At 73.1% G+C, this 25,699-nt stretch carries 22 protein-coding genes; 15 read left to right on the top strand and 7 right to left on the bottom strand.

The genetic code is table 11. The features are described from left to right. Positions 1-22: 22 nt before the first annotated feature. Positions 23-2,578, bottom strand: a complete 2,556-nt coding sequence (locus ACFFJG_RS19985; RefSeq protein ID WP_378520557.1) for an Ig-like domain-containing protein — start codon at positions 2,576-2,578, stop codon at positions 23-25. Positions 2,579-2,743: 165 nt separating this feature from the next. Here ACFFJG_RS19985 and ACFFJG_RS19980 point away from each other — a divergent pair, with 165 nt between their 5' ends. The 3 genes from ACFFJG_RS19980 to ACFFJG_RS19970 all read left to right on the top strand — a co-directional run bounded on the left by ACFFJG_RS19980 (position 2,744) and on the right by ACFFJG_RS19970 (position 6,303). Beyond that, on the top strand, positions 2,744-3,637 hold the full coding sequence (locus ACFFJG_RS19980) for a phosphotransferase family protein (RefSeq protein WP_378520556.1): 894 nt from the start codon (positions 2,744-2,746) through the stop codon (positions 3,635-3,637). A gap of 220 nt (positions 3,638-3,857) precedes the next feature. Then, positions 3,858-5,339 (top strand): 30S ribosomal protein S1, encoded by a 1,482-nt coding sequence (rpsA, locus tag ACFFJG_RS19975; protein WP_378520555.1) that lies wholly within the window; start codon positions 3,858-3,860, stop codon positions 5,337-5,339. 121 nt (positions 5,340-5,460) lie between these two features. Beyond that, positions 5,461-6,303, top strand: a complete 843-nt coding sequence (locus ACFFJG_RS19970; protein ID WP_378520554.1) for a patatin-like phospholipase family protein — start codon at positions 5,461-5,463, stop codon at positions 6,301-6,303. On the opposite strand, the gene ACFFJG_RS19965 is transcribed toward ACFFJG_RS19970, so the two are convergent. Together ACFFJG_RS19965 and ACFFJG_RS19960 are read right to left on the bottom strand one after the other, a co-directional pair. Next, a complete protein-coding gene (locus ACFFJG_RS19965; protein ID WP_378520553.1) occupies positions 6,300-7,637 on the bottom strand; it encodes a class I adenylate-forming enzyme family protein in 1,338 nt (445 codons plus the stop codon). The genes ACFFJG_RS19970 and ACFFJG_RS19965 overlap by 4 nt on opposite strands. 71 nt (positions 7,638-7,708) lie before the next feature. Continuing rightward, complete coding sequence (locus ACFFJG_RS19960; protein ID WP_378520552.1) at positions 7,709-7,867, bottom strand: hypothetical protein; 159 nt, start codon at positions 7,865-7,867, stop codon at positions 7,709-7,711. 93 nt (positions 7,868-7,960) lie between these two features. Here ACFFJG_RS19960 and ACFFJG_RS19955 point away from each other — a divergent pair, with 93 nt between their 5' ends. Further along, positions 7,961-8,911 carry a GlxA family transcriptional regulator gene (locus ACFFJG_RS19955; RefSeq protein ID WP_378520551.1) on the top strand — a complete coding sequence of 317 codons (951 nt, stop codon included), beginning with the start codon at positions 7,961-7,963 and terminating at the stop codon, positions 8,909-8,911. A gap of 31 nt (positions 8,912-8,942) precedes the next feature. Beyond that, positions 8,943-10,235, top strand: coding sequence for an aspartate aminotransferase type Ic (locus tag ACFFJG_RS19950; protein ID WP_378520550.1), 1,293 nt, complete (start codon positions 8,943-8,945; stop codon positions 10,233-10,235). A gap of 39 nt (positions 10,236-10,274) precedes the next feature. Here ACFFJG_RS19950 and ACFFJG_RS19945 read toward each other — a convergent pair whose 3' ends face one another. Continuing rightward, complete coding sequence (locus ACFFJG_RS19945; RefSeq protein WP_378520549.1) at positions 10,275-12,182, bottom strand: ABC transporter ATP-binding protein; 1,908 nt, start codon at positions 12,180-12,182, stop codon at positions 10,275-10,277. A gap of 81 nt (positions 12,183-12,263) precedes the next feature. On the opposite strand from ACFFJG_RS19945, the gene ACFFJG_RS19940 reads away from it, so the two are divergent. From ACFFJG_RS19940 to ACFFJG_RS19930, 3 genes are read left to right on the top strand one after another with little or no spacing between them, the layout of a single operon-like run. Beyond that, complete coding sequence (locus ACFFJG_RS19940; protein WP_378520548.1) at positions 12,264-12,695, top strand: MarR family winged helix-turn-helix transcriptional regulator; 432 nt, start codon at positions 12,264-12,266, stop codon at positions 12,693-12,695. Continuing rightward, complete coding sequence (gene coaE / locus ACFFJG_RS19935; RefSeq protein WP_378520547.1) at positions 12,692-13,288, top strand: dephospho-CoA kinase; 597 nt, start codon at positions 12,692-12,694, stop codon at positions 13,286-13,288. The genes ACFFJG_RS19940 and coaE overlap by 4 nt, the downstream gene beginning before the upstream one ends. Before the next feature lie 40 nt (positions 13,289-13,328). Beyond that, on the top strand, positions 13,329-14,645 hold the full coding sequence (locus ACFFJG_RS19930; RefSeq protein ID WP_378520546.1) for a glycoside hydrolase family 3 protein: 1,317 nt from the start codon (positions 13,329-13,331) through the stop codon (positions 14,643-14,645). Positions 14,646-14,652: 7 nt separating this feature from the next. Here the strand turns inward: ACFFJG_RS19930 and ACFFJG_RS19925 are convergent, their stop codons facing one another. Both ACFFJG_RS19925 and ACFFJG_RS19920 read right to left on the bottom strand, forming a co-directional pair. Continuing rightward, positions 14,653-15,618: a sigma-70 family RNA polymerase sigma factor gene (locus tag ACFFJG_RS19925; RefSeq protein WP_378520545.1), complete on the bottom strand. Its 966-nt coding sequence runs from the start codon at positions 15,616-15,618 to the stop codon at positions 14,653-14,655. Positions 15,619-16,185: 567 nt separating this feature from the next. After that, positions 16,186-17,490 carry a DNA polymerase IV gene (locus ACFFJG_RS19920; protein ID WP_378520544.1) on the bottom strand — a complete coding sequence of 435 codons (1,305 nt, stop codon included), beginning with the start codon at positions 17,488-17,490 and terminating at the stop codon, positions 16,186-16,188. A 181-nt stretch (positions 17,491-17,671) separates the two neighbouring features. Between ACFFJG_RS19920 and ACFFJG_RS19915 the strand changes: the two genes are divergently transcribed. Both ACFFJG_RS19915 and ACFFJG_RS19910 read left to right on the top strand, forming a co-directional pair. Further along, complete coding sequence (locus ACFFJG_RS19915) at positions 17,672-18,676, top strand: DUF4192 domain-containing protein (protein WP_378520543.1); 1,005 nt, start codon at positions 17,672-17,674, stop codon at positions 18,674-18,676. A 53-nt stretch (positions 18,677-18,729) separates the two neighbouring features. After that, positions 18,730-20,193, top strand: a complete 1,464-nt coding sequence (locus tag ACFFJG_RS19910) for a glutamate-cysteine ligase family protein (protein ID WP_378520542.1) — start codon at positions 18,730-18,732, stop codon at positions 20,191-20,193. Between the two features lie 33 nt (positions 20,194-20,226). On the opposite strand, the gene ACFFJG_RS19905 is transcribed toward ACFFJG_RS19910, so the two are convergent. After that, positions 20,227-20,652, bottom strand: coding sequence for a hypothetical protein (locus ACFFJG_RS19905; RefSeq protein WP_378520541.1), 426 nt, complete (start codon positions 20,650-20,652; stop codon positions 20,227-20,229). Positions 20,653-20,777: 125 nt separating this feature from the next. On the opposite strand from ACFFJG_RS19905, the gene ACFFJG_RS19900 reads away from it, so the two are divergent. The 5 genes from ACFFJG_RS19900 to ACFFJG_RS19880 all read left to right on the top strand — a co-directional run bounded on the left by ACFFJG_RS19900 (position 20,778) and on the right by ACFFJG_RS19880 (position 25,111). Further along, the gene (locus ACFFJG_RS19900) at positions 20,778-21,179 is read left to right on the top strand and encodes a universal stress protein (RefSeq protein ID WP_378520540.1); all 402 of its coding nucleotides are present in this window, start codon (positions 20,778-20,780) and stop codon (positions 21,177-21,179) included. Between the two features lie 34 nt (positions 21,180-21,213). Further along, the gene (locus ACFFJG_RS19895) at positions 21,214-21,780 is read left to right on the top strand and encodes an HhH-GPD-type base excision DNA repair protein (RefSeq protein ID WP_378520539.1); all 567 of its coding nucleotides are present in this window, start codon (positions 21,214-21,216) and stop codon (positions 21,778-21,780) included. A gap of 347 nt (positions 21,781-22,127) precedes the next feature. Next, positions 22,128-23,438 carry an RNA polymerase sigma factor gene (locus ACFFJG_RS19890; RefSeq protein WP_378520622.1) on the top strand — a complete coding sequence of 437 codons (1,311 nt, stop codon included), beginning with the start codon at positions 22,128-22,130 and terminating at the stop codon, positions 23,436-23,438. Positions 23,439-23,555: 117 nt separating this feature from the next. Continuing rightward, positions 23,556-24,479 (top strand): tyrosine-type recombinase/integrase, encoded by a 924-nt coding sequence (locus ACFFJG_RS19885; RefSeq protein ID WP_378520538.1) that lies wholly within the window; start codon positions 23,556-23,558, stop codon positions 24,477-24,479. Positions 24,480-24,538: 59 nt separating this feature from the next. Then, a complete protein-coding gene (locus tag ACFFJG_RS19880; RefSeq protein ID WP_378520537.1) occupies positions 24,539-25,111 on the top strand; it encodes a hypothetical protein in 573 nt (190 codons plus the stop codon). Positions 25,112-25,699: the final 588 nt, after the last annotated feature.

The raw sequence follows: 25,699 nt of genomic DNA, 5'->3' as shown, positions 1-25,699 counted from the left end.
CCGGTGCCCCACCGTGTGCCGCTCAGCCCGCGGCGGGCGGCAGGCGGTGGCCGTGCACGTGGGGACGACGCGGGACCGAGCGCACGTCCGCGGGGTTGGACCCGAGCCGCACCTCCCGGCCGTCGGAGACGCCACCCCGGTCGGTGTCGCACGTGCTCGGGTCGGTCTTGGCCCGGCCGAAGAGCCTGTTGGCCCGGCCGGACTTCTCCACCTTGTCCGTCAGTCCGTCGCGGTCGGTGTCCTTGCGGCGCGGGTCGGTGCGGGTCCTGCCGATCACCAGCGTCCTGCCGTGCTTCAGCACGACTCGCTGCTCGATCCGGTAGCCCTTGACCTCGAGGCCGTCGGTGAGCCCGTCGCGGTCGGTGTCCGAGCGCAGCGGGTCGGTCCGGACGGTGAGGGACGTGCGCACCTTGCGCCCGCAGACCTGGAACCTCTCGCGGATCCTGATGCCCTGCACCTCACGACCGTCGGTGAGCCCGTCGCCGTCGGTGTCGGCGGCCAGCGGGTCGGTGTGGTGGGTGGTGACCTCGGTGCCGTCGGACAGCCCGTCGCCGTCGGTGTCGGCGTCCAGCGGGTCGGTGCCGAGCCCTCCCTCCTGGCCGTCGGTCAGGCCGTCGCCGTCGGCGTCGCCGGGGACGGGGGTCGGGCCGGGCGTGGGACCGGGGGTCGGCCCCGTCTCCGGGGCGGGCGCGAGGACGGTGTAGGTCACCGTGTCGGCGTCGCTGGTGTTGCCGGAGGCGTCGGTCTGCGTCGCGGCGAGCTCGTGCGGCCCGACCGGCAGCGCGACCGCCGACGTGCAGGCCCACGTGCCGTCGGCGGCCACGACGGCGGTGCACAGGACGGTGCCGCCGTCGCGCACGGTGACGGTGGCCCCTGCCTCGCCGGTCCCGGCGACCCGCGGGGTGGGGTCCTGGTCGGCCGCACCGTCCGCGGGAGCGGTGATCTCGGGTGCGTCCGGTGCTGCGGGGTCACCGGGGCTGACGACCACCACGGTGAAGGTGGTCGAGGCGGTCGAGGTGTTGCCGGCGACGTCCTCCGCGGTCGCGGTGAGGGTGTGCGGCCCGAGCAGGAGTGGCACGGTGGGCGTGCAGGACCAGGAGCCGTCGGGGCCGGCGGTGGTGGTGCAGACGGTGCGGCCGCCCTCGCGCACGGTGACGGCGGCGCCGGCCTCGCTGGTGCCGGTGACCGCCGGGGTCAGGTCGGTCGTGCTCGCACCGTCGGCGGGCGTGAAGACCGTGACCCCGGGGCCGGTCGTGTCGACCGTGAAGGTGGTCGATCCCGGCGGGGAGGTGTTGCCCGCCGCGTCGCTCGCGGTGGCGGAGTAGGGGTGCTCGCCCTCGGGCAGCGGGCCGGCGGGGGTGCAGCCCCAGTCGCCGGCCGCGTCGGCCTGCCCGGTGCACACCTCGTTGCCCGCCGCGTCGCGCACGACGACGGTCGCGCCGGGCTCGGCCGTGCCGCCGAACGGCGGCGTGGCGTCGGAGGTGACCGAACCGGTCGGCGGTGCGGTGATCTCGGGTGCGGCGGGAGCCGTGGTGTCGGCGGCGTTGCACGCGACGCCCCCGCTGGGGGCCGTGGCCTCGGCCGCCATCGGCGCCACGGCGAGGGAGACCTCGGTGGTGGCGCCGCCGGGGACGAGGCTGAGCACCTCGAGGTCGATGCGGAGGAGCGCGTCGAGGCTGCCCCGGCCGGTGGCGCCGGTCGAGGTGTCCGTCGGGGTGAAGGCCGTCACCGACAGGTCGACGAGTGCGTCGAGCGCCCCGAGGTCGAGGGACTGCGGCCGGCCGTCGAGCGGGATGCCGACGGTGCTGCCGCCGACGGTGGCGGTGACGGTGGGCGGGCTGACGAACCCGGAGGTGCCGGTGGTGCCGTCGGAGCGCGCCTGCAGCACGACGGGGTCGGTCACGTGGACGTTGACCCGCCCGCCGAGGAGGTCGATGTCGCCGACCGTGGTGGTGGTGCGGGCGACGACGTCGGAGCTCGCGCCGCGGTCGACCAGCGCCGTGCGGGTGCGGGTCTGCGAGGCCGTGACGTCGGCGAGCGTGCCGATCGGCTCGGGGAGCGAGGCCAGCCGCACGCCGGACAGCGTGGTGAGCGCGTCGGACAGGACGCGTTCGCCGCCCGCGCCGAGCGGCACGCAGGCGTCGTTGCCGGCCCAGGCGGCCCGGACGTCGCCCCTCAGGAGGCCGACGTCGGCGACGGGATCGAGCGGGAGGTCGAGGAGGTCGCGACGGGGCGGGTCCGACGTCGGCGGCGCGGTCACGGACTCGCGGTCTGGCCGGACCGGGACGCCCCCGAGCAGGAGCGAGGCGTCGAGGTTGGACGACGAGGCATCGCTCGCCCCCGTCGTCCCGGTGCTCGTCACCGCGCTCCGGCTGTGCCCGATCACCGCCCCCGCGAGCGTGCCTCCGAGGACCCGGGCGTCGAGGTCGACGATGTCGCCGTGGGCCGACGCGGAGTAGGTCGTCGGCAGCGGAGCGGCCGCGGCTGGCGCCTGCGTGAGCGTGACGAGCGCGGCCGGTGCGACGACGGCCAGGACGACCCCTGCCGCGGACGACCGTCGTGGTGTGCGTAGGTGCATCTTCGGTTCCCCCTGTGGTGAGCGCCCCGTGATCCACGTCAGATCCACGGGACTGTGGCAAAGAACTCACCGGAGCAACGAGCGAGACCCAGGGAGGTAACGCACGACGTCGAAGAGGTGGCGGTGGCGGCGTCCTCCGTCGGGTGGTCGTGCCACCATGCGGGCGTGAGCGACCTCGGAGACCTGCTGGCGCCGTTGCCGGGCGGGCACTCCGGGCGCACCTTCGTCTCCGACGTGGCGGGGGAGCGCACGGTCGTGCGGGTCTACCCGCCCGGCGACCCGCGCGGCGAGCAGGCCCCGGAGGTGGACGAGGCGGTGCTTCGCCTGGTCCGCGGGCTGGTGCCGGTGCCGGACGTGCTCGAGCTGCGCCGGCCGCGGGCGACCTCCGACGAGCCGGGCCTGCTGGTCACCAGCTGGCTGACGGGGGAGCGGGGCGACCTCGTGCTGGCCCGACCGGTCGACGACGGCCGACGCCGGGCGCTCGGCGTGGCGCTCGGGCACGTCGCCGGCACGCTGGCCGGCATGCCGTTCCTGCGCCCCGGCGCGTTCGCCGACTCGACCCTGGCGCTCACCGCCCTGCCCGGCGACGACCTGGAGCAGTGGGTCGCGAGCCGCCTCGCGCACTGGCCCGAGCCGGACCTCGCGAGGCTGCGGGAGGTCGCGGACCGGGCGCAGGACCTGCTCGACGCGACGGGTCGGGCCTGCCTCGTGCACGGGGACCTCAACCCCAAGAACGTCCTCGTCGACGCCGCGGAGGCGCGCGTCGTGGGCGTGGTGGACTGGGAGTTCGCCCATGCCGGGCACCCGTGGACCGACCTCGGCAACCTGGTGCGTCTCGACCGGTCGCAGCCCTGGGTCGACGGGGTCCTCGAGGGGTGGACCGCCCTGCGTGGCGGGGACCCGGCCGAGGTCCTCGACGGGGCCCGCGCGGCCGACCTCTGGTCCCTCGTCGACCTCGCCGCCCGCGCCGGTCAGAACCCCGTCGCGGACCGGGCGGAGGTGCTGCTCCGCGCGGTCGCCGCGAGCGGCGACCTCCACGCGTGGCCCGAGGGCGCCTGAGCGTGGATGCGAGCGTGGACGGGCGGCGGCCGCCCGGTTGGACGACGGCACGCGCGCACGCGTAGGCTTGGGAGTTGCGCCAGTCGTCCGCCCTGTTCCCGTACCGAGCGGATCGGGGGCTCGCCGCGTCCCCCACGACCACCCGTGGTCGAGAGGACCAGTGAAACAGACGACTGCGTGCGTCCGCACGACTCCATCCATCCAAGGAACCTCCTTCCACATGACGAGCACCCTCTCCACTCTTCCGGACTACGACGCCCCGCAGGTGGCTGTCAACGACATCGGGTCCGAAGAGGACTTCCTCGCGGCGATCGACGCGACCATCAAGTACTTCAACGACGGCGACATCGTCGACGGCACCATCGTGAAGGTGGACCGCGACGAGGTCCTCCTCGACATCGGCTACAAGACCGAGGGCGTCATCCCCTCGCGCGAGCTGTCGATCAAGCACGACGTCGACCCCAACGAGGTCGTTTCCGTGGGCGACAAGGTCGAGGCCCTGGTCCTCCAGAAGGAGGACAAGGAAGGCCGTCTGATCCTGTCCAAGAAGCGCGCCCAGTACGAGCGCGCCTGGGGCACCATCGAGCAGGTCAAGGAGGAGGACGGCGTCGTCGAGGGCACCGTCATCGAGGTCGTCAAGGGCGGCCTCATCCTCGACATCGGCCTGCGCGGCTTCCTGCCGGCCTCGCTCGTGGAGATGCGTCGCGTCCGCGACCTGCAGCCCTACGTCGGCCAGACGCTCGAGGCGAAGATCATCGAGCTCGACAAGAACCGCAACAACGTGGTCCTGTCGCGTCGCGCCTGGCTCGAGCAGACCCAGTCCGAGGTCCGCCACGGCTTCCTGACCCAGCTCCAGAAGGGCCAGATCCGCAAGGGCGTCGTCTCCTCGATCGTCAACTTCGGTGCGTTCGTGGACCTCGGCGGCGTCGACGGCCTCGTCCACGTCTCCGAGCTGTCGTGGAAGCACATCGACCACCCGTCCGAGGTCGTCGCCGTGGGCGACGAGGTCACCGTCGAGGTCCTCGACGTCGACATGGACCGCGAGCGTGTCTCCCTGTCGCTGAAGGCGACGCAGGAGGACCCGTGGCAGCACTTCGCCCGCACCCACCAGATCGGCCAGATCGTCCCGGGCAAGGTCACCAAGCTGGTGCCCTTCGGTTCGTTCGTCCGCGTCGAGGAGGGCATCGAGGGCCTCGTGCACATCTCCGAGCTGGCCGAGCGCCACGTGGAGATCCCGGAGCAGGTCGTCCAGGTCAACGACGACGTCATGGTCAAGATCATCGACATCGACCTCGAGCGTCGCCGGATCTCGCTGTCGCTCAAGCAGGCCAACGAGACCGCTGCGGCCGCCGACGTGGAGGAGTTCGACCCGACCCTCTACGGCATGACCGCCACCTACGACGAGCAGGGCAACTACGTCTACCCCGAGGGCTTCGACCCCGAGACCGGCGAGTGGCTCGAGGGCTTCGAGGAGCAGCGTGCGGTCTGGGAGGACCAGTACGCCAAGGCGCACGCCCGCTGGGAGCAGCACGTCAAGCAGCAGGAGGAGGCCAAGCAGGCCGAGGTCGAGGCCGGCGAGGCCACCTCGTACTCCTCCGGTGGCGACACCGCGGCCGAGACCGGTGGCGACACCGGTGGCTCGCTCGCCTCGGACGAGGCGCTGCAGGCGCTCCGCGAGAAGCTGACGGGTGGCCAGGCCTGATCGCCTGACCCGCACACGCACGACACGACAGCCCGCCGGGGAGACCCGGCGGGCTGTCGCCGTTCCCGGCCGCTCCGTGCCGCACCCCGCGCCTCAGGTCCGGTCCGCTACAACTGGGCCCATGACAGGCAGCGGCACCTCAGCACTGGTCCTCGGCGGCGGGGGCATCACCGGCATCGCGTGGGAGCTCGGCATCCTCGCCGGCCTCGCGCGCGAGGGCGTCGACCTCACCGACGCCGACATGGTCGTCGGCACGTCCGCGGGATCGGTGGTGGGCGCCCAGCTCGGCAGCGCCGTGCCACTGGAGGACCTCTACGCAGCGCAGCTGGAGCCCCCGGACGCCGAGCTCGGTGGGCGCCTGTCGCGGATTGCCGCGCTCAAGCTGGTGCCGCCCTACGTCCTGCCCGGCAGCGGCCGGCAGAAGCTGGCCCGGGTCGGGCGCGTGGCCCGCGCCGCCCACGCACCCGGGAGCATCGACCGGGCGGCGGTGATCCGCGCGCGGCTGCCCGTGCACGACTGGCCCGACCGCGACCTGCGCGTCACGGCGGTCGACGCGGTGAGCGGCGAGTTCACCGTCTTCACTCGCGACTCCGGGGTCGACCTGGTCGAGGCCGTGGCGGCCAGCTGCGCGGTGCCGACGGTCTGGCCCCCGGTGGGCATCGACGACCGGACCTACATGGACGGCGGCATGCGGTCCACCGCCAACGTCGACGTCGCGGCGGGCGCTGAGCGGGTCGTCGTGCTGGCGCCCCTGCCCCGTTCGTTCAGCAGGCGGACGTCGATCCGCGTGCAGCTGGAGCGGGTCGGCCCGCGCGCCTGGTCGGTCGTGACGCCCGACCCCGAGGCGCTGGCCGCCTTCGGCAAGAACCTGCTCGACCCCGCCCGGCGGGCGGTGGCCGCGGAGGCCGGGTTGCGGCAGTCGCGTGACCTCGTCGCGCAGCTGCGCGGGGTGTGGGACGCCTAGGGTCGTTGCTCCGCCGCGACGCTGCCCGGGTCCTGGCCGGTGACGGACCCCGCGAGCAGCTCGGCGAGGCGGTCGCGTCGCACCTTGCCCGTCGCGGTCAGCGGCAGCTCGTCGACGCGGAGGTAGTCCTTCGGTCGCTTGGCGGGGGCGAGCACGTCGCGCGCGTGGGCGCGCAGCGCGTCCTCCTCGGCGACCCCGACGACGACCGCGACCACGCGCTGACCCCAGTCGGCGTCGGGCAGGCCGAGGACAGCGACGTCGTCGACCCCGCTGACCTCGCGCAGCGCGTTCTCGACCTCGAGCGGGTAGACGTTGACGCCGCCGGTGATGATGAGGTCGGTACGACGGCCGTCGAGGTGGAGGTACCCCTCGGCGTCGAGGCGTCCCACGTCGCCGACGGTCAACGCCGGCCCGTCAGGGGTCTCGCGCCACGCCGCTGCGGTCTGCTCGGGCGCGCCGAGGTAGGTGAACCGGGCGTGCTCGGGCACCGCGCACCAGATCCGGCCGTCCTCGTCGGTGCTGAGCACACGACCGGGTCGTGCCCGCCCCACGGTGCCCGGGTGGGCCCGCCACTCCTCGGAGCGGCACGCGGTGAACTGGCCCTCGGTGGAGCCGTAGAACTCCCAGGTCGACCCGTCGGGGAACAGCTCGACGATCCGCTCCTTGACGGCGGGCGGGCACGGGGCACCTGCGTGGGCCACCAGCCGGAAGGACGTCAGGTCGGGCATCCCCGCCTCGTCCCAGTACGCCAGCAGCCGCTGGAGGTGCGTGGGGACGCAGAACATCGTCGTGGGCCGCTCGGACGCGATGGCTGCGGTGACCCGGACGGGGTCGAAGCGGCCCGGCACGACGATGCGGCCGCCGGCCAGGAGCGTGCCGGTCGCGAAGCGGAGCGGCGCGGAGTGGTGCAGCGGGCTGAGCACGAGGTTGACGTCGTCGTCGCGGAACCCCCAGAGGTCGCGCTCCTCGGCGACGAGCGCCGCGGCGGACACCTCGTCGAGGAGTCCGGACCACACGCCCTTCGGCGTCCCGGTGGTGCCGCTGGTGCAGTGGATCGGCCGTCCCCGGGGCAGCCCGCGCGCCCGGTCGGCCCGCTCCGCCAGGAGGTGGGCGACGTCGTGCTGCTCGGTGACGACCAGGTCGGGCCGGATCGGCGCGAGGATCCGCTCCCGCTCGGCCGCGGTGAGGGCCGGGTCGAGCGGCACCGGGAAGATCCCGTCCGCGAGCAGGGCGAGCACCAGGTCGACGTACGACGGCGTGCCCGGGACCAGGAGGGCGACCCGCGACCCCGGCGCGAGCTCCGGCCTCCGCGCGGTCGGGCTGCTGGCTGCCATGCCGGCATTGTGCCGGGCGTGGTGGCGCGGCCGCTGGCGGGTCAGCCGCGGGCGGGTCAGCCGCGGGCGGGTCAGCCGCGGGGGACGAGGTGGTGGCGCTCGTCGACCGGGCCGAGGTCGTCGAGGTGGTGCGCGGTGGCACCGGGACCGGCGAACCGGTCGTGGCGGGCGTAGCCGACCAGCAGGGGAGCGAGGGCGGCGAGGACGAGGAGGGCGAGGATGGTGGTCATGGCAGCAATTCTCCGCTCGCAGGATTGCTGCCACCAGTGGCAGCAATGACAGTGAGCGTTGACTTCCTGCCACTGATCGAGCAGGGTGGCAGCATGCAGAAGGTCGCCGTTGTCGTGCAGGAGCAGCCCGAGCCGTTCGGTCTCGGCGCGCTGTGCGAGGTGTGGTCCGAGCCCTACCACCCCGAGGACGACAACCCGGTGTTCGACTTCCGGGTCGTGACCCCGCGCCCGGGCCGGCTGCGCACGCGCGCCGGGTTCGACCTGGTCGTCGACCTGGGGCTGGAGGCGGCGGCCGATGCCGACCTGCTGTGCCTTGCGCCCAAGAGCCACCACCGCGGGTCAGACCCAGCGGTGTCGGAGCTGCTGCGGGACGCGCACGAGCGCGGCGCACTGATCTTCGCCCACTGCTCGGCGACGTTCATGCTCGGCGAGGCCGGCCTGCTCGACGGCCGCCGGTGCACCACGCACTGGCGCTACGCCGCCGAGCTCGCCGAGGCCTACCCCGGCGCCGTCGTCGACCGCGACGTGCTCTACGTCCAGGACGGCAACGTCGTCACCGGGGCGGGCTCCGCGGCCGCCCTGGACGCCGCGCTCCACGTGATGCGCCAGCAGTTCGGGGCGAAGGTCGCCGCCACCACCGCACGACGGATGGTCGTGCCGCCGCACCGCGACGGTGGGCAGGCGCAGTTCATCGAGCGCCCCGTGCCGGTCTGCGAGTCGGAGGCCCTGGCGCCGTTGCTGGCCTGGATCAGCGCCCACCTCGCCGAGGAGCTCGACGTCGAGACCCTGGCGCGGCAGATGCACATGTCGGCGCGGACGTTCGCCCGCCGCTTCAAGGAGGAGACCGGGACGACGCCGTACTCCTGGATCCTCGGGGAGCGGGTCCGCGCCGCGCAGGAGCTGCTGGAGCAGACCGACCACCCCATCGACTGGGTCGCCAGCGAGGTCGGGTTCGGCAACGCCGCCACCCTCCGACACCACTTCGGCCGCTCGCGCGGCGTGAGCCCGCAGGAGTACCGCCGCAGCTTCAAGACACCCGCCTGACCCGGGCGCGGTGATCGGTAGCCTTGGGGGCGTGAACGCGACCCCGCTGGCCGACCTGTCCGCCGACGACCTCGCCGCGCTGCTCCACGAGCAGCAAGCCGCCTACGAGGAGCTCAAGGCGAAGGGCCTGAGCCTCGACCTCACGCGCGGCAAGCCGTCGGCCCAGCAGCTCGACCTGTCCGACCGGCTCCTGCAGCTGCCCAGCACGACGAGGTCGGCGTCGGGCGTCGACGTGCGCAACTACGGCGGGCTCGAGGGCCTGAAGGAGCTGCGCGAGATGTTCGCCGAGCTGCTCTGGGTCGAGCCCGAGCAGCTCGTCGCCGGCGGCAGCTCCAGCCTGACGATGATGCGCGAGTGCCTCGTCGACCTCGTGCTCTTCGGGGGCGTGGACTCCGAGCGGCCGTGGGGCCAGGAGGAGAAGGTGCGCTTCGTGTGCCCCGTGCCGGGCTACGACCGCCACTTCACGCTGCTCGAGAGCCTCGGCATCGAGATGCTCACCGTGCCGATGGACGACGACGGCCCCGACGCCGAGGCCGTCGCCGCGCTCGTGGCCGACGACCCGACCATCAAGGGCATGTGGGTCGTGCCGACCTACGCCAACCCGACCGGTGCCGTGGTGACCCAGGAGGTCGCCGCCCGGCTGACGTCCATGCCCACCGCCGCGCCCGACTTCAAGATCTTCTGGGACAACGCCTACGCGCTGCACCACCTGACCGAGGACGAGGCCAAGAGCGCCGACGTGCTCACGCTCGCCTCGGCCGCGGGCCACCCGCACCGCCCGATCATGTTCGCCTCGACCTCGAAGATCACCTACGCCGGCGCCGGTGTGGCGTTCCTGGCCGCCTCGACCGACAACGTCGCGTGGTACCTCCGTCACCTCGGCAACGGCTCCATCGGCCCGGACAAGGTCAACCACCTGCGCCACGTCGAGTTCTTCGGCACCCCGCAGGGCGTGCGCGACCACATGGTCAAGCACCGCGAGATCATCGCCCCGAAGTTCGCCGAGGTCGACCGCGTGCTGACCGAGCGCCTCGGAGGACGCGGTGTCGCGACGTGGAACACCCCCGCCGGCGGGTACTTCGTGAACCTCGACGTCGTGCCCGGCACCGCCAGCCGCGTCGTCGAGCTCGCCCGCGAGGCGGGGGTCGCGCTGACGCCCGCCGGGTCGTCGTTCCCCTACAAGCAGGACCCCGACGACACCAACATCCGCCTGGCGCCCACGATGCCGCCCGTCGCGGAGGTCACCGGCGCGATGGAGGCGGTCGCCACCTGCGTGCTGCTGGCTGCGGCGGAGAAGGCGTCCCAGGGCACCCAGGACGCCTAGGCGGGGGCCGGCGGGCCCGGCGGCACCGCCCCGGCGCCGTCACGCCGCGACGGGCTCGGTCCCGAGGCCGCTGCGGACCAGGTCGGCGTAGCGCCCGCCCAGGAGCAGCAGCTCCTCGTGGGTCCCCACCTCGACCACGCGCCCGTGGCTCAGCACGGCGATCTGGTCGGCGTCGCGGACCGTCGAGAGGCGGTGCGCGATGGTGATGGTGGTGCGGGTGCGCGCGAGCTCCTCGAGGGTGGCGAGGATCGACCGCTCGGTCTCGTTGTCGAGCGCGCTGGTCGCCTCGTCGAGGACCAGGACCGCCGGGTCGCGCAGGAGCGTGCGGGCGATCGCGATCCGCTGCTGCTCGCCGCCCGAGAAGCGGTGACCGCGGGAGCCGACGACCGTGTCGTAGCCGTCGGGCAGCGACATGATGAGGTCGTGGACCCGGGCGTCGCGGGCCGCCTGCTCGACCTCCGCGTCGCTGGCGTCCGGGCGGGCGTGGCGGAGGTTCTCGCGCACCGTGGCGTGCAGGAGGTAGGTCTCCTGGGTGACCACCCCGACGAGCTCGGCCAGGTCGGCGGTGGCCAGGTCGCGCACGTCGACGCCGTCGAGCGTGACGCGGCCCTCGGTGACGTCGTGGAGCCGCGCGACGAGCGAGGCCAGGGTGGACTTGCCGCTGCCGGTCGCGCCGACCAGCGCCAGGCTGGTGCCGGCGGGGACGTGGAGGTCGACGTCGGCCAGGACGGGCCGGTCGGGGTCGTAGGCGAACCCGACGTGGTCGAACCGCACCTCGCCGCGCGCCGCGGAGCGCGGCAGCCGGACGGGGGAGGCCGGCTGCGCGATCTCGACCGGGAGGTCGGCGTACTCGAAGATGCGGCTGAACAGCGCCATCGACGCGGTGAGGTCGACCCCCACGTTGAGCAGGCCCATGAGCGGGCGGAACAGGCCGCCCTGCAGGGCGATGAAAGCCACCAGCGTGCCGATGGTCATCCCGCCCGACGTGGCCGGGAACCCGGCGGCCAGGTAGATCGCGGCCGGGACGGCGGCGAAGACGATGTTCATCGTGGCCATCCGCCAGCGGCCGGCGAGGCGCGAGCGGATCTCGAGACCGACGAGGTCGGAGGAGGTCTCCTCGAAGCGGGCGGCGAGGCGCGGTCCGGCACCGAGGGTCTTGGTGAGGAGCACGCCGCTGACCGAGAGGCCCTCCTCGATCTGGACGTGCAGGTCGGCGAGGCGCCGCTGACGCTCCCCGGTGACGCGGTGACGCATCCGGGCGACCTGGCGGGTCAGCAGCACCGCCGGCGGGAGCACCACGAGCGAGATCAGCGCGAGCCGCCAGCTCAGGGCGACCATCGCGACGGCGGTGCCGACCACGACGGTGAGGTTCGCCGCGACGGAGGTCGCGGTCTGGGTGACGACGCCCTGCATGCCGCCGATGTCGTTGACCAGGCGCGACTGCACCTCGCCGCCGCGGGTGCGGGTGAAGAACCCGAGGGACTGCTGCTGGAGGTGGGCGAAGAGGTCGCTGCGCAGGCGGTGCATCACGCGCTGGCCGACCGACGTGGACAGCCAGGTCTGGACGACGCCGATGACGGCGGTCGCGGCCGCCACGCCGAGCATCGCGCCGACCAGGAGCAGGAGCAGCCGCACGTCCTGTCGGGGCAGGGCGTCGTCGATCACGTGGCGGACCAGGAACGGCTGCGCCAGGCCCACGGCGGAGCTCAGCACGATCAGCGCGACCACGACGGCGAGCGCGGCCCGGTGGGGGGCGAAGAGGCGGGCGATGCGGCGCAGCGGGACGGGGGAGAGCTCGAGCTGCCGGACGTCGGCGGGATCGGGGCGCCCGCCACGCGAGCCGCGCGGACCACGGCTGCCGTCGCGCTCGCCCGGCGGGGTCGCGGAGGGGGAGCTGAAGGGGGTGGTGGTGGGGTGGACGGGGGTGGAGCGTCGGTGGTCTGCCACGCGGCCGGCTCCTCTCTGGTTCCGGGAAGGTGAGGTAACCTCACTGTGAGGCAACAACGCCACTGCGACAGGATGTATTCCGTGGAGCCCGACCCCGACCGGACCCAGACCGGCGACCTCGTGATGGCCGTCGCCCGCCGGATCCGCCGCGCCCACCTCGAGGCGCTGGCGCAGTGGCAGGTGACGCCGTCGCAGTCGCGCGCGCTGCGGGTGCTCGCCTCGCGGGAGGGCGGCATGCGGCCCTCGGTGCTCGCCGACGAGCTGCACATCGCACCCCGGTCCGCCACCGAGGTCGCCGACGCGCTGGAGGACCGGGGCTGGGTCGCCCGCACGCCCGACCCCACCGACCGCCGGGCGACGGTGCTGACCCTCACCGACGAGGGTCGCGACCTCGTCGCCCAGGTCGACGACGTACGGCGGGCCGCCTCCGAGGGCGTGCTCGACGTGCTCAGCGCCGCGCAACGTCGTACGCTCCACGACATCCTGACCGTCGTCGTGGGGGAGGACAGATGACCCTGCGGGTCGGCCTGACCGGAGGCATCGCCTCGGGCAAGAGCACCGTGTCGGCCATCCTCGCCGAGCTGGGCGCGGTGGTCGTCGACGCCGACCTGCTCGCCCGGGAGGTGGTCGAGCGGGGCACGCCCGGCCTCGCGGCGGTCGTCGAGGAGCTGGGGGACGACGTCCTGACGCCCGAGGGCGACCTCGACCGCGCCGCGGTCGGGGCGCTGGTCTTCGCCGACCCCGACGCCCGTCGACGCCTGGAGGCGATCGTCCACCCGCTCGTCCACGCCCGCGCCGCCGAGCTCGAGGCGGCGGCCCCCGAGGACGCCGTGGTGGTCCACGACATCCCTCTGCTGGCCGAGGGCGGCCGCGCCGACTCCTTCGACGCCGTGCTCGTCGTCGACGTGCCGACCGAGGTCCAGGTCGAGCGGATGGTGCGCGACCGGGGCTGGACCCGCGAGCAGGCGGAGGCCCGGATCGCCGCCCAGGCCGGCCGGGCCGACCGGATCGCCATCGCCACCCACGTGCTCGACAACACCGGGTCCCGCGAGGAGCTGCGCGCCGCCGTCGAGCGGGTGCTCGCCGAGCTGGTTGCGCGCGCCTGACGTTTCCGCGCGTTCAGGGTGCGGCCGGTAACCTCCCGGGGTGCTCTCGATCCGACCCCGCCTGGCCGCGATCGCGACGGGACTGCTGCTCGTCAGCGGCTGCGCGAGCCTGGGCGCCGACGGCGGCGAACGGGCCTCGACGTCCTCCTCGACGTCCTCCCCGTCCGCCTCCGCGACGTCGTCCCCGGAGCCCTCCGCGTCGCCCGCCGTCGACCCCGACACCCCCACGTCGTGGGGCCCGACGGTCGGCGAGCTCGAGCAGGCCCAAGAGCTGGTGAGCAGCTGGTCCGACGACCGGCTGGCCGGTCAGGTCATCGTCGGGCGCTTCCACGGCTACGACCCCGAGGTACCGGCCCAGATGGTGCGCGACCTGCACCTCGCCGGTGTCTCGATCACCGCCGACAACGTGACCGACCGCGACCAGGTGCTCGCCATGACGTCGGCCATCACCCGGGCTGCGCGGTCCGACGGCCGCCCGTTCCCGCCGGTCATCGGCGTCGACCAGGAGGGCGGCTACGTCTCCCACCTGCGCGGGATCGCCACCGACTTCCCCCACTTCCAGTCCGCCGGCCTCGCCGTGCAGGGCGACGCGCGACTCGGACGCCGGGTGACCCGCGCCGCAGCCGTCGCGACCGGCCTCGAGCTCCGCGACCTCGGCTTCACCTGGGTCTTCGCCCCGGTGGCCGACGTGACGATCGGCGCCGCCGACCCCACCATCGGCGCGAGGTCGCCCTCGGAGGACCCGAAGGTCGCGTCGCAGGCGGTGGGCGCGGCCATCAAGGGCTACGACGACGCCGGCATCGTCTCGACCGTCAAGCACTTCCCCGGCCACGGCACGGCGACGACCGACAGCCACGACACGCTGCCCGTCGTGGACTCCACGCTGGAGGAGATGCGCGAGCACGACCTGCCGCCGTTCGAGTCGGCGATCAAGCACCACGCGCCCGCGGTGATGATGAGCCACCTCGACCTCACGTCCATCGCGCCCGACGTCCCGGCGAGCATGGCGCCCGAGGTCTACTCGCTCCTGCGCGACGACCTGGGGTTCGAGGGCGTCACGATCACCGACTCGCTCGGCATGGGCGCCGTCGCGGGCCGGCCCACCCCGGCGCTCCAGGCCCTCGAGGCGGGCGCCGACCTGCTGCTGATGCCGGTCGACAACGCCGCCACGCACCAGGTCATCGTCGACGCGCTGCGCTCGGGCGAGGTCTCGCGCGACCGGGTCGAGGAGGCAGCCGCGCGGGTGGTGGCCCTGCAGATGTGGCAGGCGCGCCTGGCAGCACAGCGGCCCGTGCCCCCCGACGTGGTCGAGAGGGCACGGGCCGCGAGCGCGGACCTGCTGTCCGCGGCGTACTGACCAGGCGTCAGGCCGCGAGGTCGGGGTCGCCGGCGCGGCGGAGCTTCTGCAGCGCCTCGCGCTCGAGCTGGCGGACCCGCTCGGCGGAGATGCCGTGACGGGCACCGATGTCGGCGAGCTTGTGCTGGCGTCCGTCGGCCAGGCCGTAGCGGGCCCGGACGATGTCGGCCGAGCGCTCGTCGAGGATCCCGACGAGGTCCTCGAGCCGCTGGCGGGCCTCCGCATCCAGGACGTTGAGGTCCGGACCGGGCGCGGTCTCCTGCGCCATGAGGTCGCCGAGGGAGGTGTCGCCGTCCTCGTCGACGGGCGTGTCCAGCGAGACGTGGTCGCGACCCCAGCTCATCAGGTCGAGCACCCGGTCGAGGTCCATGCCCAGCTCGGTGGCGATCTCGTGCGGCTCGGGGTCGCGGCCGAGCTGGCGCTCGAGCGTGCGGCGGGCGCTGCCGACCTGGTTGAGCTCCTCGACGACGTGGACGGGGAGCCGGACGACGCGGGCCTGCTGCGCGATGCCGCGCGTGATGGCCTGGCGCACCCACCAGGTGGCGTAGGTGGAGAACTTGTAGCCCTTGGTGTAGTCGAACTTCTCGACCGCGCGGATCAGGCCGGTGTTGCCCTCCTGGATCAGGTCGAGCATCGGCATCTGCGAACGGCCGTACTTGCGGGCGATCGAGACGACCAGGCGCAGGTTGGCCTCGATGAAGCGGTCGACCGCGAGGCGGCCCTGCTCGGCGAGCCACTCGAGCTCCTCCTCGCTGGCGCTCATCGGGGCCCCGCCCTTGCGACGGCCGACGCGGCCGGAGTCGAGGAGGTGCTGGGCCATCAGGCCGGCCTCGATCGTCTTGGACAGCTCGACCTCCGTCTCGGCGTCGAGGAGCGGGGTGCGCGCGATCTCGTCGAGGTAGAGGCCGACGCTGTCGCGGCCCTCGATCTCACGGGTCGTGCTTGTGGTGCGGTTGGCCTGTGCAGTGCTCATCTCGTCCTCCTGCTTCAAGTGCGAGCACCCCGGTGCCGCACGCCTTGTCCAACACCTGTGTTCGTCGCGGGATTCCCCGCCGATTGCCGGTGCCTTCATCTCTCTCGACGTCCAGGGAGTACCCGGAATTCCGAGAAAGAAGAACTCTCAGGGTCTTCTCAGCCCGGACTCACCCCTGGGAGCGGGGACGGTCCCCGGACCGACCCCGGCCCACCGCCGGTCTGTGGAGGGTGGGACGCGCGCTGTGGAGATCGGCACGACTTCTGTGGGCAACCCTGTGGGACCGCGGGTTTGTCGTCGCGACCCCTTGCGGGGCGTGCGCACCGGGGCATAGAACTCTGCCTACCGACACCGCTCCGGCGGGGTCGGGGACCGGATCGGATGGCACGTTCCCAGACGGCGAGCCCTGCTCGCCGCGCAGGCCCGGTGACGGGGTCGGCGGGGCACGGTGCCCGGTCCGGTGGACCGGACGTCACCTCACCCGGTCGAACGAGGGGCTCCCGACGCTCATACCGTCGGGAGCCCCTCACCCGTTCCCGCCGGTGGCCCGGCGCGTGCTCGTCGCTGTCAGTCCTCCGACGGGGGTACGACCCGGTGCAGCGCCGGGTCGTCCATGCGGAAGCTGCGCACCGGACCGGGCGGCGTGTGCGCGGTCTCGAACCGCACGGTCACCACGCCCGACCCCGAGCCCCAGACCCAGCCGGCCCCCATCTCGTCGTGCACCACGTCGGCGCCCGGCGGCCAGGCACGACGGGGAGGCTCGGGCAGCACGACCTCGTCGTCCTCCTCCTCGCCCGGCGCGTCGCCGAACAGGTCCTCCTGCACCCAGTCGGCGAGCCCGGAGACGCCCACGCCCAGCAGGCGCACCCCGCCGGTCGTGTCGAGGTCGCCCAGCAAGGTGCGCGCGACGCGGGCGATCGTGGCGCCGTCGTCCGTCGGGCTCGACAGGGTGCTCGAGCGGCTCAGCGTGGTGAAGTCGTGGAGGCGCACCTTGATCGTGACCGTGCGCCCCGAGTGGCCGTTCTTGCGCATCCGCGCGCCGACCTCGCGCGCCTGGCGGGTGAGCAGGCCCTCCATCAGCCGGCGGTCGGTGAGGTCGGAGTCGTAGGTGCCCTCGGAGCTGATCGACTTGGTCTCCCGCTCGGCCAGCACCGGGCGGTCGTCGCGGGCTCGGGCCAGCTGCCACAGGCCGTGGCCCTGGGCCTTCCCCAGCAGCCCGACCAGCTCGTCCTCCTCGACCCGCTCGAGCTCGGCGATCGTGTGGATGCCGGCGCGCCGCAGCCGCTCGGCGGTGGCCGGGCCCACGCCGGGGATCACCGAGACCTTCATCGGCCGCAGCAGGTCGAGCTCGGTGCCCGGCGGCACGACCGTCATCCCGTCGGGCTTGTCCAGCTCGCTGGCCACCTTGGCGAGGAACTTGGAGGAAGCGATGCCGACGGTGGCGGTCAGCCCACCGGTGACCTCGTGGATCCGGGCGCGCAGCCGGGCCCCGGCCTCGGTGACGGTCGCGACCTCGAGGTCGGGCAGCCCGGCCGTGGCGAGGTCGACGAAGGCCTCGTCGAGCGACAGCGGCTCGACCAGGGGCGAGAGCTCGCGCAGGACCTGCATCACCCGCCCGCTGGTCTCGCGGTAGGCGTGGAACCGCCCGCTGAGGAACGCCGCGTGCGGGCAGCGGGCGCGGGCCTCCCGTCCCGACATCGCCGACCCGACGCCGTAGCGGCGGGCCTCGTAGGACGCGGTCGCGACGACGCCCCGCCCGCCGGTCCCCCCGACGATCACGGGCTTGCCGCGCAGGGAGGGCTTGTCGCGCTGCTCGACGGCGGCGAAGAACGCGTCGAGGTCGACGTGGAGCACCGAGGCGGTCGCCCGCATCAGTCGCCTCCCGTGCCGTCGCCGCGGGGGTCGGCGGCGGGGGAGCAGGTGGTCACGCACCCAGTCTCCCAGCCCCGGTCGCGGGCCGGGAAACGTCCACAGGCGGACCCACACCGCCGTCGTCCACAGGCCGGGAGGCGGTCAGGCGTGAGGTGTCGGTGGATGCGGAAACCGTCCTGCCATGACACCGACCCAGCCCTCCCGGCCCACCCCGTCCACCCCGTCCCCCCAGCCCACCGCGCCCACCCTCACCCTGTGCGCCCGCACGCCCGACGACCTCGTCGCGTTCGTGCCCGTCGCGCTCGGTTTCGTCCCCCAGCACTCCGTGGTCGTGATGAGCGTCGGCGGACCCGGGATGCACGCCCGCGTCGACCTCCCGCACGACCCCGACGACGTCGACGACGTGGTCGAGGCCCTGCTCCGGGCGACCCGCCGCAACCAGGTCACCGACGTCGTGGTCGTGGTCTACGACGACGACACGACCGTGGCCGACGAGACCGCCTGGGCGGTCCACGAGGAGCTCACGGCCGCCGGCACCACCGTGCACGAGGTGGTCCGCGTCCACGACTCCCACTGGTACGCCGTCCTCCCCGGCGCGCCGCTCGCGGCCTACCGCGGGGTGCCCTTCACGCTCGCGGACCACCGCTTCACCGCGGAGGGGGTCCTCGCCGGCCGGGTGACGCACGCGAGCCGCGACGACCTGCGGGCCACCCTCGCCTGCGACCCGGCCGCCGCCCGGGCGACGGCGGCCCTGCTCCCGGGTGCGCCACCGCTCGCGCCCGGAGTGCTGGCGGCCCTGGTGCGCCACCACCTCGCGGCCGGGACGGGCTTCACGACCGCCGAGCTCGCCTCGGTCGCCGTCACCGTCACCGTCGGCGAGCGACGGGACGAGGCCTGGGCGTGGCTCACGCGGGAGCAGGCCCGGTCCGCGGTCGACCTGTGGTCCGACGCCGTGCGCCGCCTGCCGTCCTCGCACCTCGCCGGGCCGGCGGCCGTGCTGGCGTTCGCCGCCTGGCTGCTCGGTGACGGCGCCCTCGCGTGGTGCGCGGTCGACCGCAGCCGCGAGGACCGGCCCCACCACTCGCTCGCCGCGCTGGTGGCCGACCTGCTCGAGGATGCCGTGCCGCCCTCGTCGTGGGAGCGGCTGCGCCCGGGGCTGGCCGGCTCGAGCGATCCCGCAGCGTGAGCACGCCCCTGCGGGCTGTTCCCGGCAGCCACCGGCCTGACTAGGGTGCGGTCATGGGAGAAGAGGTCGACCAGCAGGACTTCAGCCGCGCCGACCGGACGCGCCACCGCGAGAAGGTGCGCCGCAACCTCGACGTGTTCGCGCGCATGCTTCGCGAGGCGCGCTTCGACACCGACGACCCGATGACCGGGCTCGAGATGGAGCTCAACCTCATCGACGAGGTGGGCGACCCGGCGTTGAAGAACGCCGAGGTCCTCGAGGCGATCGCCGACCCCGACTTCCAGACCGAGCTCGGGCAGTTCAACATCGAGATCAACCTCGCGCCCGCCAAGCTGCGCGAGGGCGGTCTGTCGACCTTCGAGGACAGCCTGCGCCGCTCGCTCAACGACGCGGAGGAGAAAGCCGCCAGGGTCGGCGCCCACCAGGTGATGATCGGGATCCTGCCCACGCTCGCCGAGGGCCACATGCGCCTCGACACCCTCAGCGCGAACCCGCGCTACAAGCTGCTGTCCGAGCAGATCCTCGCCGCGCGCGGCGAGGACATCACCATCAGCATCTCCGGACGCGAGCGACTCACCACCACCGCCGACTCGATCGTCCCCGAGGCGGCGTGCACCAGCACGCAGTTCCACGTGCAGACCTCGCCCGATCAGTTCGCGGCCTACTGGAACGCCGCGCAGGCGGTCGCCGGCATCCAGGTCGCGGTCTCGGCGAACTCGCCGTACCTCCTGGGCAAGGAGCTGTGGCGCGAGACCCGGATCCCGCTGTTCGAGCAGGCGACCGACACCCGCAGCGAGGAGCTCAAGGCCCAGGGCGTGCGCCCCCGCGTCTGGTTCGGCGAGCGGTGGATCACCTCGGTCTTCGACCTGTTCGAGGAGAACGTACGCTACTTCCCGGCCCTGCTGCCGGTCACCGACGAGGAGGACCCCCTCGAGGTGCTGGAGTCCGGTGGCACGCCCAGCCTCCACGAGCTCCGCCTCCACAACGGCACCATCTACCGCTGGAACCGCCCGGTCTACGACATCGCGGACGACGTGCCCCACCTGCGGGTCGAGAACCGGCTGCTGGCGGCCGGGCCCACCGTCGCCGACACGATCGCCAACGCCGCGCTGTGGTTCGGCCTGGTGCGCCACCTCGCGGAGAGCGAGCGACCGCTGTGGTCGCAGATGTCGTTCTCGGCCGCCGAGGAGAACTTCCACGTCGCTGCGCAGACGGGCGTCGACGCCCAGGTCTACTGGCCCGGCATCGGGCAGGTACGCGCCACCGAGCTGGTGCTGCGGCGGCTGCTGCCGATGGCGCAGGAGGGCCTCGAGTCCTACGGCGTGCCGGCCGATGAGGTCGACCGCTACCTCGGGATCATCGAGCACCGCTGCAAGGCCGAGACCAGTGGCGCGGCGTGGTTCGTCCACCGCGTGCGCGAGCGCGGGGGAGAGGACCGCTACGACGCCCTCCGCGCCACCCTGCTCGACTACCGGGAGCGGATGCACAGCAACCAGCCCGTCCACGAGTGGGACTGACCCGCCTCCGCGTGCTCGGCGTGCTCAGCGTGCTCAGCGTCGGCGCAACCGGCGCCACTCCCGGCTGACGCCCGACACCGGGTCGAACCACCCGCGCCGGGTCACCACCACCAGGCTGATCGGGAGTCCCAGCGCGGACGCCGCCCAGGTCGCGGGCCCGAGCCACCTGAGGTCGTCGTCGTGGGCCGTGAGCTCGCCGGGTCGGGTGAGCCACAGCCGTGGTCGCGGGTGCAGCCGGGACCCGCGCCGCAGCAGCGCGAGCGCGAGGTCCGCCCGCAGCCCCGCGTCGGCGACCGGGACGTCCTCGCGGTGGCGGGCGCTGCGCCCCGGCACCCCGGCGTGCACCGTCGGGGCGAACCCGCGCGAGGGCGAGCCCTCGACGAGCTCGAGCACCGCGGCGCGCAGCACCAGGTGCGTCTCGCGGTCGACGGGCGCCTGGAGCGCGGCGACGACTGGCATCCGCCCAGCCTGCCCCACCTGCGCGGGTGCGACGCGCCTGTCCACAGGTGCCCAACGCTGACGGTTTCCGTTACGGTGCCAACAGGCCAGCCACACGGGCTCTGCGGCCACGAGAGGAGACCCCCATGGGCACCGTTGTCGTCGGATACGTCCCCAAGCCGGAGGGCGAGGCCGCGCTGGCCGCCGGCATCAGCGAGGCCAAGCTGCGCGGCGCCACGCTCGTCGTCGTCAACTCCCACCGCGGCGGGCAGGACTTCGACGGGGCGAGGGCGGCTGCCGCCGAGGACGACATGTCCGCGATCAAGCAGAAGCTCGAGGAGTCCGGCGTCGAGCACGACGTGCGCCAGCTCGTCCGCGGCTTCGAGCCGGCCGAGGACCTCATCAGCATCGCCGAGGCCAACGACGCCGAGCTGCTCGTCATCGGCCTGCGGCGCCGCTCGCCCGTCGGCAAGCTGATCCTGGGCAGCAACGCCCAGCGCGTGCTCCTCGACGCACCCTGCCCGGTGCTGGCGGTCAAGGCGCAGTAGCGCGCGACCCGCGCCGGTCGGGCACAATCGCCCCATGGGCTTGCAGATCACCGGTGACCCGGCCGCCGACAAGGTGCTCGACGACTCCGCGTTCGCGCTGCTCGTCGGCATGATGCTCGACCAGCAGTACCCGATGGAGCACGCGTTCCGGGGGCCTGCGAAGGTCCTCGACCGGTTCGGGACCGTCGAGCCGGGCCCGATCGCCGCCGCCGACCCCGACGAGTTCGCGGCGATGGCGGCCACCCCGCCGGCGATCCATCGGTTCCCGGGATCGATGTCCGCGCGCCTGCAGGAGCTGGCGCGGATCGTCGAGGACACCTACGGCGGCGACGCCTCGCGGCTGTGGGAGGAGGCGAGCGACGGCAAGGACCTGCTCAAGCGAGTGATGGCGCTGCCGGGCTTCGGCAAGCAGAAGGCGCAGATCTTCGTCGCGCTGCTCGCCAAGCAGCTCGGCGTACGTCCCCCGGGCTGGGAGGCGGTCGTCGGCGACTACGCCCTCGAGGGGCACCGCTCGGTCGCCGACGTGGTCGACGCCGAGTCGCTGCAGAAGGTCCGCGACCACAAGAAGGCCGCCAAGGCGGCCGCCCGCGCGCCGAAGTAGGCCGAAACCGCCGCCGGAACAGGCCCGGTGCGCCGGGCGTCGGGTCGTCCGTGGCAGAATGAGCGAGCGGCTCTTGACGTCTCCGGGCCTCGCCGCGCCCCGAAGTTGCTGGACGAGAGGTGTTCGTGTCCTCACACGCACGCAAGTTGCTCCCCGCAGAGGTGCTGTCGCACCCCTCCATCACCGCACTGGTCGAGGGCGGCGCCCCGACCGGCACCGTGTCCCCCGAGGACGTGCGGCGCGCCAGTGACGAGGCCGGTGTCGAGCCTCGCCACCTGAAGGCGCTGCTCGTGCACCTCGGCGAGCTGGGCATCACCGTGCAGCTCGACGCCTCGAGCCTGCGCGCCGTGGCGGCGACCAGCAAGCGTGCCTCGACCTCGGCCGCCGCCAAGAAGGCGCCGGCGAAGAAGGCCGCGACCGCGTCCGCCGCGACGAAGGCTGTCGAGCCCCAGTCGAGCGACGTGGAGACGGCGCCCGCCAAGGCCGCGCCCGCCAAGAAGGCGGCCGCCAAGAAGGCACCGGCCAAGAAGGCCGCCGCGAAGACCACCGGCGAGCCCGTCGACCTCGGTGCGGCCGAGGCCCCGGTGGTCGGTCCCGACGGCAAGAAGGCCCTGCCCGACATCCCGGACGACCAGTTCGAGAAGGACGTCGCAGCGGACCCGACGATCAAGGAGGACGAGAAGCAGGCCTTCACCGTCTCCGCGGCCGACGAGACCGACGAGCCCGAGCAGCAGGTCATGGTGGCCGGCGCGACCGCCGACCCGGTCAAGGACTACCTCAAGCAGATCGGCAAGGTCCCCCTCCTCAACGCGGAGATGGAGGTCGAGCTCGCCAAGCGGATCGAGGCCGGACTGTTCTCGGAGGAGAAGCTCGCCAAGGGCGGCCGGATCAGCCCGAAGATGCTCGAGGAGTACGAGTGGATCGCCGAGGACGGTCGGCGCGCGAAGAACCACCTGCTCGAGGCCAACCTCCGCCTCGTGGTGTCGCTGGCCAAGCGCTACACCGGTCGCGGCATGCTCTTCCTCGACCTGATCCAGGAGGGCAACCTCGGCCTGATCCGTGCGGTCGAGAAGTTCGACTACACCAAGGGCTACAAGTTCTCGACCTACGCCACGTGGTGGATCCGCCAGGCGATCACCCGCGCCATGGCCGACCAGGCCCGCACCATCCGCATCCCGGTGCACATGGTCGAGGTCATCAACAAGCTCGCGCGCGTCCAGCGCCAGATGCTCCAGGACCTGGGCCGCGAGCCCACGCCGGAGGAGCTGGCCAAGGAGCTCGACATGACCCCCGAGAAAGTCATCGAGGTCCAGAAGTACGGCCGCGAGCCGATCTCGCTGCACACCCCGCTCGGTGAGGACGGCGACTCGGAGTTCGGCGACCTGATCGAGGACTCCGAGGCGATCGTGCCGGCGGACGCGGTGTCGTTCACGCTCCTGCAGGAGCAGCTGCACGCGGTCCTCGACACGCTCTCGGAGCGCGAGGCGGGCGTGGTGTCGATGCGCTTCGGCCTCACCGACGGCCAGCCCAAGACCCTCGACGAGATCGGCAAGGTCTACGGCGTGACCCGCGAGCGGATCCGCCAGATCGAGTCGAAGACCATGTCGAAGCTGCGCCACCCGAGCCGGTCGCAGGTCCTGCGCGACTATCTGGACTGACCGTAGGTGCCTCTGACCGGTGTTTGCGCAGGTCAGACGCCCAATCGGACTGTAGGCAGCGACACGCCGAGGTCGCACAGCGCTCCTAGTCCAGATATCGGGCCTAGGCTCAGCGTTGTGTCGACCTCACTCACGGTCCCTCAGGCCGAGCTCCTTGCGCAGTCCTGGCAGCTCTCCCTGCGGGCCGAACGCAAGAGTCCCCAGACGCTGAAGTCCTACGGCGACGGGGTGCGTCAGTACCTGGCCTGGTGCGCCAGCCACGACGCTCCGATGGCCTCTCGAGCCAGCCTCAACCAGTGGGTCGCGGCGATGCTCGACGCTGGGGCGGCTGCGTCCACTGCTCGGGCCCGCCAGCTCGCGGTCCGCCGCTTCGCCTCATGGCTCGCCGAGGAGCGCGAGATCGAATCCGACCCATTCCTGGGGGTCAAGGCCCCGAAGCTGGACGAACAGGTCGTGGAACCGCTCACCGACGACGAGCTCCGCTGCCTCCTCAAGGCCTGCGCCCCGGCGAAAGGCGCAACGCCGGCCGAGGCGCTTCGGCATCGGCGCGATGAGGCGATGATCCGGCTCATGTTCGAGACCGGCATGCGTGCCGGTGAGGTCGTCGCCCTGGAGCTGGTTGACGTCGACCTGGCCAGCGGTACCGCCACGGTCCGACGTGGCAAGGGCGGCAAGGGGCGCACGGTGCCGTTCGGTCCCGACGCCTCGCTCGCCCTGGATCGGTACATTCGCCTACGACGCGGCCACCGCCTCGCAGACACCCCCGCACTCTGGCTGGGGGACCGCGGCAAGCGGTTCTCCTACGACGCGCTCCACAAGACACTCGCCGCACGCGCTGCCCAGGCCGGCGTCATCGGATTCCATCCCCACAAGCTCCGGCACACCGCGGCCCACCGCTGGCTCGCCGCCGGAGGCTCAGAAGGCGGCCTGATGGCCGTCGCTGGATGGACCCGACCGGACATGCTGATGCGCTACACGAAGGCGCAGGCTTCCGCGCGGGCCGCCACCGAGGCACGGGCACTGAATCTGGGGGAGCTCTGAGGGACGATCAGTCGTCTGGCCGTGCCCAAGCCGCAGACAGTCGCCGCCGGCGACGGGACGTGACAGCCGACGATCTCCCCACCCGAGACGACCTCCTCGGCCTGCCTGCCTATGAGCACGCCTGGACACTCGACGTCCTCTTGCTGTGCCCGAGCAATCGCCGGCATCGGCTCGGGTGGATGCGCGCGTCCTTGGGAAGCGGTTGGCGCCCGCACCTGGAAGACGCTGAGCCGTCCCGCACCACCGATCGAAGGCGCCCACCACTTAGCGGCGACGAGGAATCCGCAACGTCGCTCTTCCAGCCCATGGAGGACGCCACCGCCGACGAACCTCCGCTCGCGCTGCCCGTCGCGCCGCAGCCTCCGCGCACCTCCCGTCTCACCTGGGACCTCGACAAGGCCACCGGCGAGGTCCACGGTCTTCGCTGGTCCTGCGCACGCTGCGCTCAAGACCGGACACGCAGGAACAGGGCCGGAGGCATCCCCAAGGACGACAACGTCGTCCGTGCGCAGCCACTGCTCGACCTGCTGGCGGCGATGAAAGACCACGGTCCCGCATCCCTACGCGTGCGGCTGACCCGCAAGGACGTCGAAGTACTCACCGCAAGACTCGCCGAGCGAGAACCGGGCTGAGCCGGCGCACGACCGTCTATGGTCGGAGGACAAGCAACAGGGAGTCCGGCACCGGCTCCATAAATCGGGTGCGCGTTCCGAGTCGCCTCACCGGGCTTGACTCATCGGTTCCGACCTCGCGTCACGCGACGGTCGGTTGTGTCCGCAAGGTCGGACACGACGCGCAAGGAGACCCGCGCCGTGAGCAACCCCAGTAACGATGCCCGCACCCTCGCCGCACGCGCAGCTGCCGCCACGCGATGGGGGACATGCCCGGACAGAACCGCGGCTACCCAGCCAGCCCGAGAAGGTCTACGCGCCAAGTTCGCACGGGAGGTCGACCCTGACGGCACACTGGCGCCAGCAGAACGCGAGTACCGCGTCGAGCAGCTGCACCGCGCACACATGCTCCGCATGGCCATCGCCTCGAAGCGAGTGCGTGCCGCCAAGAATAATGCGGCAGAAGCATGACCGGCCGTACGACGACCCGCGCGCCCGCGGCGCGATGGGCTCACTCGGACGCAACCGCGCCGTTCAACGCCGCGTCAGTACACGACGCCCACGCGTCAGCATCCCGGGAGAGCAGCTGAATGGGCGCACAGCTCGTAT

This window comes from Nocardioides zeicaulis (assembly GCF_042432345.1).
Taxonomy (GTDB): Bacteria; Actinomycetota; Actinomycetes; order Propionibacteriales; family Nocardioidaceae; genus Nocardioides; species Nocardioides zeicaulis.
Note: the sequence above shows the minus strand (reverse complement) of the source record. Positions and strands in the feature narration are given on the sequence as shown.

Excerpts from the sequence above, each read along its gene's own strand:
- coaE (WP_378520547.1), top strand. The coding sequence starts at position 12,692 with ATGACCCTGCGGGTCGGCCTGACCGGAGGCATCGCCTCGGGCAAGAGC.
- ACFFJG_RS19895 (WP_378520539.1), top strand. The coding sequence starts at position 21,214 with ATGGGCTTGCAGATCACCGGTGACCCGGCCGCCGACAAGGTGCTCGAC.
- rpsA (WP_378520555.1), top strand. The coding sequence starts at position 3,858 with ATGACGAGCACCCTCTCCACTCTTCCGGACTACGACGCCCCGCAGGTG.
- ACFFJG_RS19915 (WP_378520543.1), top strand. The coding sequence starts at position 17,672 with ATGACACCGACCCAGCCCTCCCGGCCCACCCCGTCCACCCCGTCCCCC.
- ACFFJG_RS19985 (WP_378520557.1), bottom strand. The coding sequence starts at position 2,578 with ATGCACCTACGCACACCACGACGGTCGTCCGCGGCAGGGGTCGTCCTG.
- ACFFJG_RS19970 (WP_378520554.1), top strand. The coding sequence starts at position 5,461 with ATGACAGGCAGCGGCACCTCAGCACTGGTCCTCGGCGGCGGGGGCATC.
- ACFFJG_RS19905 (WP_378520541.1), bottom strand. The coding sequence starts at position 20,652 with ATGCCAGTCGTCGCCGCGCTCCAGGCGCCCGTCGACCGCGAGACGCAC.
- ACFFJG_RS19960 (WP_378520552.1), bottom strand. The coding sequence starts at position 7,867 with ATGACCACCATCCTCGCCCTCCTCGTCCTCGCCGCCCTCGCTCCCCTG.
- ACFFJG_RS19910 (WP_378520542.1), top strand. The coding sequence starts at position 18,730 with ATGGGAGAAGAGGTCGACCAGCAGGACTTCAGCCGCGCCGACCGGACG.
- ACFFJG_RS19965 (WP_378520553.1), bottom strand. The coding sequence starts at position 7,637 with ATGGCAGCCAGCAGCCCGACCGCGCGGAGGCCGGAGCTCGCGCCGGGG.
- ACFFJG_RS19925 (WP_378520545.1), bottom strand. The coding sequence starts at position 15,618 with ATGAGCACTGCACAGGCCAACCGCACCACAAGCACGACCCGTGAGATC.
- ACFFJG_RS19900 (WP_378520540.1), top strand. The coding sequence starts at position 20,778 with ATGGGCACCGTTGTCGTCGGATACGTCCCCAAGCCGGAGGGCGAGGCC.
- ACFFJG_RS19955 (WP_378520551.1), top strand. The coding sequence starts at position 7,961 with ATGCAGAAGGTCGCCGTTGTCGTGCAGGAGCAGCCCGAGCCGTTCGGT.
- ACFFJG_RS19920 (WP_378520544.1), bottom strand. The coding sequence starts at position 17,490 with ATGCGGGCGACCGCCTCGGTGCTCCACGTCGACCTCGACGCGTTCTTC.